This is a genomic window from Chryseobacterium sp. 2TAF14 (genome assembly GCF_052115105.1).
Taxonomy (GTDB): domain Bacteria; phylum Bacteroidota; class Bacteroidia; order Flavobacteriales; family Weeksellaceae; genus Chryseobacterium.
The window spans coordinates 1-13,561 of sequence record NZ_JBFRGA010000055.1 but is presented as its reverse complement, the minus strand read 5'-3'; the positions used below and the strand labels follow the sequence as shown (position 1 = coordinate 13,561).

General features: G+C 36.2%; 10 protein-coding genes. 8 read left to right on the top strand and 2 right to left on the bottom strand.

Translation table 11 applies throughout. The features are described from left to right. On the bottom strand, positions 1-1,583 hold a 1,583-nt coding region (locus tag AB4Y90_RS08140; protein WP_441556910.1), incomplete at its 3' end, for a SusC/RagA family TonB-linked outer membrane protein. Positions 1,584-2,454: 871 nt separating this feature from the next. Here AB4Y90_RS08140 and kduI point away from each other — a divergent pair. The 8 genes from kduI (at position 2,455) to AB4Y90_RS08100 (ending at position 12,746) form a co-directional block, all read left to right on the top strand. Further along, on the top strand, positions 2,455-3,291 hold the full coding sequence (kduI, locus tag AB4Y90_RS08135; RefSeq protein WP_441556909.1) for a 5-dehydro-4-deoxy-D-glucuronate isomerase: 837 nt from the start codon (positions 2,455-2,457) through the stop codon (positions 3,289-3,291). Between the two features lie 9 nt (positions 3,292-3,300). Further along, complete coding sequence (locus AB4Y90_RS08130; RefSeq protein ID WP_441556908.1) at positions 3,301-4,083, top strand: gluconate 5-dehydrogenase; 783 nt, start codon at positions 3,301-3,303, stop codon at positions 4,081-4,083. 19 nt (positions 4,084-4,102) lie between these two features. Next, entirely contained in the window at positions 4,103-5,500 is a 1,398-nt protein-coding gene (gene uxaC / locus AB4Y90_RS08125; RefSeq protein WP_441556907.1) for a glucuronate isomerase, read from the top strand. A 292-nt stretch (positions 5,501-5,792) separates the two neighbouring features. Next, positions 5,793-6,797: a sugar kinase gene (locus tag AB4Y90_RS08120; RefSeq protein ID WP_441556906.1), complete on the top strand. Its 1,005-nt coding sequence runs from the start codon at positions 5,793-5,795 to the stop codon at positions 6,795-6,797. Between the two features lie 207 nt (positions 6,798-7,004). Beyond that, positions 7,005-7,664 carry a bifunctional 4-hydroxy-2-oxoglutarate aldolase/2-dehydro-3-deoxy-phosphogluconate aldolase gene (locus AB4Y90_RS08115; protein ID WP_441556905.1) on the top strand — a complete coding sequence of 220 codons (660 nt, stop codon included), beginning with the start codon at positions 7,005-7,007 and terminating at the stop codon, positions 7,662-7,664. A 188-nt stretch (positions 7,665-7,852) separates the two neighbouring features. After that, positions 7,853-9,385 carry an MFS transporter gene (locus tag AB4Y90_RS08110; RefSeq protein ID WP_441556904.1) on the top strand — a complete coding sequence of 511 codons (1,533 nt, stop codon included), beginning with the start codon at positions 7,853-7,855 and terminating at the stop codon, positions 9,383-9,385. A 272-nt stretch (positions 9,386-9,657) separates the two neighbouring features. Next, positions 9,658-11,121, top strand: coding sequence for a tagaturonate reductase (locus AB4Y90_RS08105; protein WP_441556903.1), 1,464 nt, complete (start codon positions 9,658-9,660; stop codon positions 11,119-11,121). A 5-nt stretch (positions 11,122-11,126) separates the two neighbouring features. Next, positions 11,127-12,746: a UxaA family hydrolase gene (locus tag AB4Y90_RS08100; protein WP_441556902.1), complete on the top strand. Its 1,620-nt coding sequence runs from the start codon at positions 11,127-11,129 to the stop codon at positions 12,744-12,746. A gap of 163 nt (positions 12,747-12,909) precedes the next feature. Here AB4Y90_RS08100 and AB4Y90_RS08095 read toward each other — a convergent pair. Further along, the coding region (locus AB4Y90_RS08095; protein ID WP_441556901.1) for a hypothetical protein at positions 12,910-13,561 on the bottom strand (652 nt) is incomplete at its 5' end.

Here is a 13,561-nt window from a genome sequence, read left to right as displayed (position 1 = left end):
CTCATAGACGCTGCAACGATGTATTTGTTTTTGTAAATATAATTGGCTCTACCGAAAAATGAAGCCAATCGATCAGGAACTCGCCCTGCTTTCGGAGCATCTTGCACTAATCCGGATGGTGGCGAAGCTGACTGAATATTGGCAAACGCTTCCTGGGCGCTTATCGATTTAGGAAACCATTTAATATTCATTGTTAAAGATTCACCGTCAGTTTTTACCATCTCTTGTCCCACAAGTAAGTCTACTTTATGATCGCCAAATGTTCTTCTGAAATTTAAAGTATTGGTATTGGTAATTCTTCGTGATTGCGTTTTGCTTAAAAATACAACCGGCTGATCATTGTTTTGTCTTGCAAGACTGGTTACAGTACCCGAAAACTGGTTTACAAACTCATCTCTCTGAAGGTAACCGATTACGGTTCTGAATGTAAAATACTTGCTGATTTTATAATCTAAAGTTCCATTAAGTAAAAGGTCATTTCTACCACTTTCTTTAATTTCATTATTAGCTAATAAAACTGGGTTTACCAAGTTTGTTTGATCTGCAAATAAAGGATCAAATTCGTCAATGTTTACAGTAGAACCTCCTTCAAATGGTTGGTATCTTACCGCATTTCTTAATCGGTTTGTACCCTGCGATCCTGTAGAAGAAGTTCCTGCTCCGAAAATGGTTTGTCTGCTGTATCGGGCGTTGACAGTCATGCTCAGTTTCTTCGAAATATCATAATCATATTTGAAGTTCGCCATGTTTCGTTTAAATCCCGATCCAATCATAATTCCGTCTTCCTGAACGTTATTTAGTGATAACGAGAAGGCCGAATTTTCTGATCCTCCGGTTACAGCAAGGTTGTGAGTAAAGTTGAATGCTTCTCTTCCAAAAACCTCGTCTTGCCAGTCTCTTTTTTGTACGTCTTTGTATTTGCTTAATTGATCGTAAGTTCCGTATCTGTTCCTAAAAGTAGTCATATCAGTTTCAATTCCGGCTTTGTTATAAAGCTCATACTGATACAAAACATATTGATAAGGATCTAATACATCAATTGTATTTTGAATTTTTCTTACCCCTAAAAAGCCATTGTAATTTATAGAAGTTTTTGCTCTTTTACGGCCTCCTTTTGTGGTGATCAGTACAACTCCGTTTGCTCCTCTGGCTCCATAAATGTTGGTAGAAGAAGCATCTTTCAAAACTTCGATAGATTCAATTTCTTTCGGAGATAAAATAGATAGTGCATTATCCATTTGTACTCCGTCTACAATGTAAAGTGGGGCATTGCTTCCTGTAATAGAATTACCTCCTCTGATTACAATGTCTACATCGGCTCCTGGTGAGCCTTCGCTTAGTGAAACCTGTACTCCGGCCATTCTTCCCTGAATAGCTTCAGCAGCATTGGTTGACGGCATATCTTTGATCGCTTCAGCCTTTACAGAAGACACGGAGTTAGTCACATCCTTTTTAGAAACTTTAGTATATCCTACCAAGACAACCTCGTCAATCTTGGTTTCTTTTTCCTGAGCCATACCGAGCACGGGAAGAAGGAAAGCCGTTATATATAACCACTTTATTGATTGTACCTTTTTATCCATTTATTGTATCCTTATATAGTTTAGTGTGTGGTTTGAGAAGCCGATAACTTCCCTGTTTTTTTGTGTGGATTTTTAAGTATTCTGTTGTAGGAATATTTTAATGCCATACGCTTTTCTGAGTGCAATCGATTGCGTAATTATTCTTAATAAAATATCTTGGCTCCTAAACTAATATTATTTTTCATTACGCAAAGAAAAAAATGTTATTTTTTTATTAAATTGACTGTTTGATTTGTTAAGGATTAGAAAATGTTAAAAATTATATTGTATTTAACTTTTTGATTTTCAAATTGTTGTTATTGTTTTTCGTTATTGTTTTCTTAATTAAAAAAAGTGAAAAATAATTGATGTTTAATAATTTTATTGTGATAAAATTGACCAAAATTATAGGTTTTTAATCATCTAAAAACTCCCAAAAAGTATATGTAAAAAGTAATTTTACCCGGTGAGTGTGATTTTTATCATCTTTTTTATTCATAAAATCTTGTGTATTTTATAAATGATAATTTTTTAGTTAAATTAACACATAAAATGTATAAAATTATTCTTATCCTTATATATAATGTATTTTGTCTTGTCTTGCTAAAATATTTGGCATGATTTTTATTTTTATAGCCTTTACTTCAAGTTTCTGCAAAAAAAACGGTTGCATTTACATCTTTATTCTTGGTTTTTTAAGTACGAATTTAAAATTATATTACTGGTTTTTAGGTTATTATAAATTAAAATTAAATTTTTGTTAACCGAATACATATAATCTATATATTTATCAACAAGTATTTCTGTGGAATTTCAGTGTAATTTTATGCAATCGATTACGCAATGTTTAACAGTTTTTTTAAAACCATAATTTAAGTTTAAAATCTAGAGTATGACAAAATCAGAATTTCGATACGCCCACCATCCCGAAGATGTAAAGAAATATACAACGGAAGACCTGAGAAGGGAGTTTTTAATGAATGATTTATTTAATGAAGATCAGATCAATGTAGTGTATTCTATGTACGACAGAATGATTGTTGGCGGTGCAATGCCTGTAAAAAGCGCATTGAAACTGGAGCCGACAGACGATCTGAAAGCTGAAAATTTCTTAGACAGAAGAGAATTAGGAATCATCAATGTAGGTGCAGCCGGAAAGGTGACTGTTGATGGCGAAGTTTTCGAACTGAGAAATAAAGAAGCTTTATACATCGGAAAAGGAGCAAAAGATGTTGTTTTTGAAAACGGAAATGAAGGTCAGACTTTATTTTATTTCAATTCTGCACCGGCTCATCATGCTTATCCTACAAAGAAAATCACGAAAAACGAAGCCGAAATTGTAGAATTAGGCGAAACAAAATACGCAAACAGAAGAACGATCAATAAACTGATTGTGAACAGCGTATTGGAAACTTGCCAATTACRAATGGGAATGACCGAATTGCACGAAGGAAGTGTTTGGAATACAATGCCTTCTCACACGCATACCAGAAGAATGGAAGCTTATTTCTATTTTGATCTGGAGGAAGGTCAGGCGGTAAGTCACTTTTTGGGACAGCCGAATGAAACCCGTCATATTTTTATGAAAAACAACGAAGCGGTATTGTCTCCGGAATGGTCGATTCACTCAGGGGTTGGAACTTCTAACTACACATTTATCTGGGGAATGGCAGGAGAAAATATGGATTATGGCGATATGGACGCTGTTAAAACTAACGAACTAAAGTAATTTTTCTACATGAATTTATTTGATTTATCCGGTAAAGTGGCCGTTATTACAGGCGGAACTCACGGATTAGGAATGGCAATGGCTGAAGGTCTTGCCGCTGCAGGTGCTGAACTGGCAATCACAAGTACAACACCGTCAAAACTAGACGAAGCGCTGGAATATTATCATTCTAAAGGATATAAAGCAACAGGATATATTTTTGACGTAACCGACGAATTGGAAGCCGCTCAGAAGGTAGCCTTAATGGAAGCTACTCATGGAAAAATAGACATCCTTGTTAACAATGCTGGTATTATTAAAAGAATTCCGGCGGTTGATATGGAGGTGGAAGACTTTAGAAAAGTAATCGATGTAGATCTTACAGGACCTTTCATCATGTCCAAATTAATTGGAAAGCACATGATCAAAAGAAAATCAGGTAAAATCATCAATATTTGCTCGATGATGAGTGAGCTTGGCCGTGATAATGTGGTAGCGTATGCTTCAGCGAAAGGCGGACTGAAAATGCTTACCAAAAATTTAGCAACAGAATGGGCAAAACACAATATCCAGGTGAACGGAATCGGTCCCGGATATTTTGCGACGTCGCAAACAGAACCAATCAGAGTGGACGGAAATCCGTTCAACGATTTTATCATCAGCAGAACTCCGGAGGGAAGATGGGGAAATCCTGAAGATCTTGCAGGAACGGCAATTTTCTTGGCTTCAGACGCAAGTAAATTCATCAACGGACAGATTATTTACGTTGATGGAGGGATTTTGGCAACCATTGGAAAGCCTTCAAACGAGTAACACTAGAATCAAACGACAAATGAAATCTTTTATTACAGATAATTTTTTATTACAGAATAAATACGCTGAAGAATTATACTTCAACTATGCAGAAAAGCAGCCGATCATCGATTACCACAATCATTTGATTCCTAAAGATATTGCAGAAAACACCGTTTTCGAAAATATTTCAAAGGTTTGGATTGCAGGCGATCATTACAAATGGAGAGCAATGCGTACGATGGGTGTGAATGAAAAATTCATTACCGGAGATGCTTCAGACAAAGAAAAATTCGAAGCTTGGGCTAAAACTGTTCCTTATACTTTGAGAAATCCTTTGTACCACTGGACGCATTTAGAATTAAAAAGATATTTCGGAATTGATGAATTGTTGAACGAAAACAACGCTTCAGAAATTTACGACAACATCAGCGCTCAGCTTCAGACTCCGGAAAAATCGACAAGAGGTTTACTGGAAATGATGAATGTTGAATCTTTATGTACAACGGAAGATCCGACTGATATTTTAAATTACCATCAGGATTTAGCGAAAAGTGACTGGAAAGTAAAAGTAAGTACAGCGTTCCGTCCTGATAAAGCGATTCTTATTGAAAACCACAACTTCGCAGATTATATTGCTAAATTAGGCGAATCTGCAGGAATTGAAATCAATTCTTACCAGACTTTATGTGATGCTTTAACAAAAAGAATCGAATATTTCCACGAAAACGGATGCAGACTTTGTGACCACGGATTGAACAATATTTCTTTCGAAGAAGCTTCAGAAGCAGAAGTTTCAACAATTTTTAATGATAAAATTTCAGGAAAAGTAATCGCTGAAAAGCAAGTTAATCAGTTTAAAACTGCGATTCTTTTATTCTTAGGTGAAGCTTACCACAAATTTGGTTGGGTTCAGCAGTTCCACTTGGGAGCGTTGAGAAACAACAACGAAAGAATGCACAGAATTTTAGGTCCGGATACAGGATGGGATTCTATCGGTGACTTCGTTCAGGCTGAAACTTTGTCTAAATTACTAAACGCTTTAGACGGAAAAGATAAATTGACGAAAACAATTCTATATAACTTAAATCCTGCCGACAACGAGATTTTCGCAACCATGATTGGGAATTTCAACGACGGAAGTATCAAAGGAAAAGTACAGTTCGGTTCAGGTTGGTGGTTCTTAGATCAAAAAGACGGAATGGTCAAGCAGATGAATGCCCTTTCAAACATGGGATTAATCAGCTGTTTCGTTGGAATGTTGACAGATTCAAGAAGTTTCTTATCTTTCCCAAGACACGAATATTTCAGAAGAGTGCTTTGTAATTTATTCGGTGAAGAAATGAAAAACGGCGAATTGCCGGACGATATGGAACTGATTGGAAAAACAATTTCCGATATCTGTTACCATAATGCTAAAAATTATTTCGATTTTTAAATTTAAATAAGATTAAATTTCTAGCAGATTGAGCTGATTACGCAGATTATTTTTAAATCTGCAAAATTTGCTCAATCTGCGAGAAATAAAAAATAAAATTTTAAAACATTAAGAAAATTAAAAGGTTAAGTTTTTTTAAGTTTAAAATCTAAGATTTTATTAAGCAAGGCTGCTTAAAGCAAAGCTAACCTTAAAAAACTTCAAAACTTATAAACCTGAATGGTTTAAAATTTCAAATATTAAACTTCAAAAACTTTTGTGCCTTTTGTGGTTTAAAAGTTAACTAAAAGTTATGGGCAAAATACTTACTTTCGGTGAAATCATCATGCGACTTTCGCCTCCCGGAAACAGAACCATGAAGCAGAGCCACGAAATGGAATTTTTCTTCGGCGGAACTGAGCTCAACGTCGCTTCTTCATTAGCAACGATGGGTTGTGAAGTGAAGCATGTAAGTGCTGTTTCGGATGATTTTGTTGGAGAATCGGCGCTTTCTTTTGTAAAAAGCTTCGGAATTGATACCAATTTTATTTCTAAAAATGAACATCCTTTAGGTTTGTACTTTTTAGAAGTAGGATCGTCGGTTCGTGCGAGCAGAATTGCTTACAACAGATTGAATGGTTCTTTTGCCAACATCGAAGCAGAGAAAATCGACTGGAAAAAAGCTTTGGAAGGTTGCGATTATTTTCATTGGACAGGAATCAGTCCGGGTATTTCAGAATCAGCTTATGAATCTTTGAAAGAAGGTTTGAAAACCGCTCGTGAATTGGGAATTGAGATTACAACAGATCCGGCTTACCGTTCCAACCTTTGGAAATACGGCAAAAACGGAAATGAAGTTTTGAAAGAATTAGTTTCTCTATCGACGATTTTCATCGGTGGAGTAAATGAAATCAATGAAATTCTTGGAACTCAGTTTTCATCAGATCAACAAGGTTTCCTGCAAGCTTGTGAAGAATTGAAAAAGCAATGTCCATCAATCCATAAAATTTTCGACAAAATAAGAATCGGTGTTACGGCAAGTTCTCAGCAGACACAGGGAAGAGCTTTAATCAACGGAAATTATGTTGAAACTAAATTTTTGGAAATAGACCAAGTTGTCGACAGAATTGGAACTGGTGATGCTTTTGCCGCAGGTTTAATTTATGGCTTAAAAAATTTCGACGACGAAAAAGCTTTAAATTTCGCCAACGCAGCTTGCGCCATCAAACACACCATTTTAGGAGACATCAACTATTGCAGCGCAGAAGACATTCTGGAAGTAATGGCTGGAAATTCCGGAGGAAGAATAAAAAGATAGCTGGCTTCCGGCTGTTAGCTTTTGGCTAATGATCTTTATTTAAACTAAAAACATTTGTGTTCTTGGCTGAGTGAAACGCCTTTGCGAACTTAAAAACAGTTAGTAGTCAAAAAAAATCTTTGCGGCCTTTGCGTTAAAAACATACAGCACACTAAAGGATAGACTTTATCCCATCAAAAATTATTTTTAACAAGATAATTCAACAAAATGACAAAAATTCAAACCGTTACTAATGCCATCATCAATCAGGGGATTTTGCCACTGTATTACAATGCTGACGAAACGGTAACTATAGACATATTGAAATCGCTTTATAAAGCGGGAATCCGTGCGGTAGAATATACAAGCCGTGGAGAAGCTGCGTTGAGCAATTTTACAAAAATGGTAGAAATCCGTAATGCAGAAATGCCGGAAATGCTTTTAGGAATCGGAACGATTAAGACTCTACAGCAAGCTGAAGAATATTACAAAGCTGGAGCAGATTTCTTTATCAGTCCGGGTTTTGTGGCGGAAGTGGCGAAGTTTTTAATTCCAAAAGATGTATTGTACAGTCCGGGTTGCATGACTCCGACTGAAATTATCACAGCTGAAGCTGCGGGAGTAACTTTCATTAAATTATTCCCTGGAAATGCTTTAGGTGCAGGATTTATGAGTGCCATCAAAGATGTATTTCCGAATCTGAAATTTATGCCGACTGGTGGAGTAAATACCACGAAAGAAAGTATTGAAAGCTGGTTCAAGACAGGAGTTTCTGCGGTAGGAATGGGAAGCAAATTGGTAAGCAAAGAATTAATGGCTGCGAAAGATTACGCAACCATTGAAAACGAAACAAAGAAAGTGCTGGAAATTATCCAAACTTTAAAATAATAATGATATATGCAAAGAAAGAAACTTTGTGGCCTTATTTAAGTGAAATCGAAGATTCGACGAAGTCAAACGCCTTTGCGAACTTAAAAATATACATCGAGTTTTAAAAAGAAAATCTTTGCGGCCTTTGCGTTAAAAAATATTATTAAAAATTAAAAACAAAAAAGTAACTAAATTCTAAAATAAGTATGAGTTCGGTTAAGTCTCTTAAACCAAGTACATTCAGATGGACGATATGTTCGTTACTGTTCATTGCCACGACAATCAATTATTTGGACCGTCAGGTTTTATCATTAACGTGGAAAGATTTTATCGCTCCGGAATTTCACTGGAACAATAACGATTACGGAAATATCACGGCATTATTCTCCATTTTCTATGCAGTAGGAATGCTTTTCGCAGGAAAATTAGTGGATTGGATGGATACCAAAAAAGGTTTCCTTTGGGCGATCGGAGTTTGGTCTATTGGTGCTGTTTTACATGCATTTTGTGGAATTGCAACTTCAGGAATTTTGACAGGAAATTGGTTCGCTGGTTTTCATGGTTCTAAAGAATTAATTGGAACAGTTTCTAATACTGGAGCAATCATCAGTACGAGTGTAACGTTGTTTATTTTTGCACGTTTCGTTTTGGCAATCGGTGAAGCCGGAAATTTCCCGGCAGCAATTAAAACGACAGCAGAATATTTCCCTAAAAAAGACAGAGCATTTTCTACAAGTATCTGGAATGCAGGAGCAACCGTTGGAGCTTTGGCGGCACCGGTTACTATTCCCTTCATTGCAAAATCGATGGGTTGGGAATGGGCATTTATCATTATTGGAGCGTTAGGATTTGTTTGGATGGGACTTTGGGTTTTCTATTACAAAAAACCTCACGAACATCATAAAGTGAACGAACATGAACTGACTTATATCAACCAGGATCAGGATGATGTTTCGACTTCAGAAAATGCAGTTCAGGCAGATGAAAGAAAATTCACGTTCAAAGAATGTTTCAGTTACAGACAGACTTGGGCATTTGCGTTCGGAAAATTTATGACTGACGGCGTTTGGTGGTTCTTCTTATTCTGGACCCCGGCGTATTTAAGTTCGGTTTACAAAATGGATTCTACAGAAAGTGCATTGCCATTATTTGTATTGTACATGATAACGTTATTCTCCATTATCGGAGGATGGCTTCCAAAATATTTCGTTGAAAAGAAAGGAATGAATGCCTATTCAGGAAGAATGAAGGCAATGTTGATTTTCGCATTTTTCCCGTTATTGGCATTGTTAGCACAGCCTTTAGGTTCAGCAACGTATTGGATTCCGGTTTTAATTATTGGAGTTGCAGGAGCGGCACATCAGGCTTGGTCAGCGAATATTTTCTCAACAGTAGGCGATATGTTCCCTAAGAAAGCGATTGCAACCATTACAGGAATTGGCGGAATGGCAGGTGGAATCGGTTCGTTCTTAATTAATAAATCTTCAGGAGTTTTGTTCGATCACGCTCACAAAGCTTGGTCAACTGTTGACGGAACACCATTATTGGAAAAATATCCTCAATATGTCAACGAAAGATTACCGGATGGATTCTTCGAACAATTGGAAAAATCAGGTGCAGTCGTAGTAGACGGAATTGATAAAGGGTACATGATTATTTTCTCAGTCTGCGCCGTAGCGTATCTTATTGCTTGGTCTGTGATGAAATTATTAGTTCCGAAATATAAAGTGATTAAATAATAATTTTTGAACCATTAAGGAAATTTAAGAAGTTAAGAATGATTAAGAATTTGCAGGCAAATTAAAGGCAAGCTTAAGAAATTTATTTTTCTTAACTCACCTTAAACCCTTAATAAATCTTAATGGTTAAAAATAAAATATAAAGTAAATAAAACTCTTTGTAAACCTATTTAAGTAGAACGCTTTTGCGACTTTAAAAATATACATCGAGCTTTAAAAGAAAACTTTGCGACCTTTGCGTTTAAAAAAGATGCGCAACAATATTAGAAAAGATGGAAAATCAGATAAAACAAAAATTGAATCGTGGATTAAACAATTCTCAGGAAAAACTTCCCATTAAAATCGTTCAATTCGGTGGTGGAAACTTCATGCGTGGATTTACAGATTATGTGATTGATAAATTAAATAAAGAAACCGATTTCAAAGGTGGAATTGTTAATCTTCAGGCAACACCAAACGGTTCCATCCAGAAAATGGAGGAGCAGGATAATTTATACACACTATTTTCAAGAGGAATTAAAAAGGGAGAAATTATTGATGAAAAGCGAGTGATTTCTGCTATACAAAAGTCGGTTAATCCTTATGCAAATTATGATGAATTTTTAGCTTTAGCGAAAGAAGAAGAATTAGAATTTGTATTCTCAAATACAACAGAAACAGGAATCGCTTATGATGAAACAGAAACTTCTTACCAAGGTCCACACAAGAATTTCCCAGCGAAAGTGGCGGTTTTACTTCACGAAAGATTTAAGCATTTCAATGGAGCAAATGATAAAGGATTAAGAATTATTCCTTGCGAATTAATTGAAGACAATGCTTTTACATTAAGAGATATCATTATTAAATATGCACAACTTTGGAATTTAGAAGAAGGATTTGTACAATGGATTAACCAATCGAATTATTTTCATAATACATTGGTTGACAGAATTGTTCCGGGTTATCCGAAAGACGATGCAGAATCTTACGAAGATCAGTTGGATTACGAAGACCAGATGATGGTTGTTTCAGAATGTTTCTTACTTTTTGTGATTCAGGAAGCCGGAAATTTGAATGAAAGAATTCCTTTTAATAAAATCAACGAGCAGATTTTGGTGGTTGATGATATTCAGCCATACCGTTTGAGAAAAGTAAGAATTTTGAATGGTGGTCATACTTTAATGTTGGCTCCGGCGATTTTATCAGGAAAAGAATTGGTAAAAGAAGCAATTGATGATCAATTTATTGGAACTTTTTTAAGTGATTCTATTTTTAATGAAGTGAATCAGACTTTAGGTTTAGATGAGGCAGAATTAAGAGTGTTTGCGGAAGAAGTTTTCGACCGTTTCAGAAATCCATTTATTAAACATCATTTGGCGAGCATTGCTTTATATTTTGTTTCTAAATTTAAAGTTAGAGTATTGCCAAGTTTACTGACGTATGTTGAAAAAAATAACAAACTTCCGTTAAACTTAACGTTCTCTTTAGCAAGTTTAATCAGATTCTATCAGGGAAGTTATGGCGAAAAAGCCCTTCCGTTGAATGACGAAGCTGGAATTATCGCTAAATTTAAAGAAATATGGGCGAATGAAGATTACGAAAAAGTGGCTGAATTAGCTCTTTCTGAAAAATCTTTCTGGGACACAGACCTTACTCAGGTTGAAGGCTTGAAAGCAGCAGTGGTAAAAGCATTGTACGAAATCGACCACAATGACATGGAAACTGCCTATAAAAACTTTATTCAATTTTATTCTTAGAAAAAATGCAAAAGAAAGTACTGAAAGTAAATCCTAAAGACAACGTTATAGTAGCGTTGTTGGATTTGCCTGCCGGAGAATCGGTACATTTAGACGGTACAGATTACACGGTTGTAAAAGACATTAAGGCTAAACATAAATTCGCTGCCGTAGATTTTGAAGATGGAGACCATATTATCATGTATGGCGTAATCGTTGGAAAAGCGAATCAACACATCAAAAAGGGTGAGGTGATTACGACGGAGAATGTAAAACACCAAAGTGCAAAAGTAGAAGGTAAAACCGAAACTTTAGGCTGGACTCCACCGAATGTTGATAAATGGAAAGACCGCACGTTCAACGGATATCACCGTGAAGACGGACAGGTGGGAACGGAAAATATATGGTTATTTTTTCCTTTGGTATTCTGCGAAAACAAGAATATTGAAACCCTGAAAGATATTTTCGAAAAAGAATTGCTTCACGATAAAGCCAGCAAACATCAACTGTTACTTCGTTCATTATTAAATGGCGGAGCAGATTCTGATGTTGCAGTGGAAGAGGAAGTAGAAGACACAAGAATATTTAAAAATATCGACGTAAGATTCATTACGCACCAAGGTGGATGTGGTGGAATCCGTCAGGATGCGGAAGCGCTAGGAAGACTGTTTGCAGGATATGTGAACAACCCGAACGTTGCGGGTGCTACAGTTTTAAGTTTAGGCTGCCAGAATCTTCAGGTTCAGATTTTTATGGATGCGCTTCACGCTTTGGCTCCAAATAACAAGAAACCGATTGTTGTGTACGAACAGCAAAAATCGGGTACGATCGATGCCATGTTAACTGGCGTAATTAAAGATTCTTTTGAAGGAATTAAAAAAGCAAATGATATTGAAAGAAAACCTGCTTCCATCACAAAACTGAACATTGGTTTGGAATGTGGTGGTTCAGACGGTTTCTCAGGAATTTCTGCAAACCCTGTTTTGGGTGAAGTTTCCGATATTATGGCGGCAGTTGGTGGAACAACCATGTTGGCCGAATTCCCTGAGTTGTGTGGAGTAGAGCAGGAGTTGGTCAACCGTTGCATCAATGATGAAGATGGCGTAAAATTCCTGAAGCTGATGAAAGATTTTGAAGAATCCGTGGTCGCAGCAGGATCAGGTTTTGATATGAATCCGTCTCCCGGAAATATCAAAGACGGTTTAATTACTGATGCCATGAAATCTGCAGGAGCAGCCAAAAAAGGCGGTGCAGCACCAATTGTAGAAGTTCTTGACTTTACAGAATACGCTACAAAACCGGGACTGAATCTTCTGTGTACTCCCGGAAATGATGCCGAATGTACAACCGCTTTGGTAGGTTCAGGGGCAACAGTCGTTCTTTTCACAACAGGTTTGGGAACACCGATGGGGAATCCTATTGCTCCGGTAGTGAAGATTTCTTCGAATACGGTTTTGGCAGAAAAGATGCCGGATATTATCGATTTTAATGCAGGAACAGTGATCAGCGGAGATAAAACCATTCCTGAAGCGGCAGATGAACTGTTAGAATACATCATCAAAGTAGCAAGTGGCGACGTAGAAACCAAAGCCGATCTACTCAATCAGAATGATTTCATTCCATGGAGGCGAGGTGTCTCTCTGTAATGGGTTAATTATATTAAATATTAGGGTTGAAAATGCTTTCTACATTGTGTAGAAGGCATTTTCTTTTTATTGATAGTGCGGATTTGAATCCGTACTTATTTTTACTTACAATAAGGAACTATAATATTTAAATAACTTTGTACTGCATGTAAAGTATTAAAATTTATCTCGAGCCAACAACAATTGAAATATAACCTTCAAAGTCTTTTGGTTTAGGGCCTTGGATAATTGGCAAGTCATATCCAATCTCCCTAAAGGCTGATTGTACTAATAAAGCATCATTATAATAATGATAATAACTTAATGATAGTCCCTTTTTTTTCTCACCAAATGCACTCATTCCGATTCCAGTACTCCATCCAGCATTTTTAAAAATATTTTGGAGATTTAGGGTATACAAATAAATTTCATCATCCCCAATCTCCCTAATAAAGCTTATGTTCTTGTATGATGCTTTTCTTAAATTACGTGTAAAAATTGGAACTTTTAAAAGAGGTATACTTCGAGGTGTTATTTTGCTTTTTATTTGCAATAATTCTATTTCGGCGTTAGCTGTTTTTTCTTTTTGCGATTCTAATTCCAATGCTAAAGTATTTGCTTTGTGTTTTTGAGATATAATTTCTAATTCAAGTTCTTGCGCTTTTAAATCAGTTTTTGCAATTCTTTCATTAGCTTTAGCAGCTTCTGCGTTAGCTTCTGCAACGCGTGTTTTTAAGCGGTCCTCTTCAATTGCTTTTTCTGCATCTACCTTTTTCCCAGCATACCAACTAAAAACAGCTATTAAGGCAGCAATAACTCCTATAAATGCAATACTG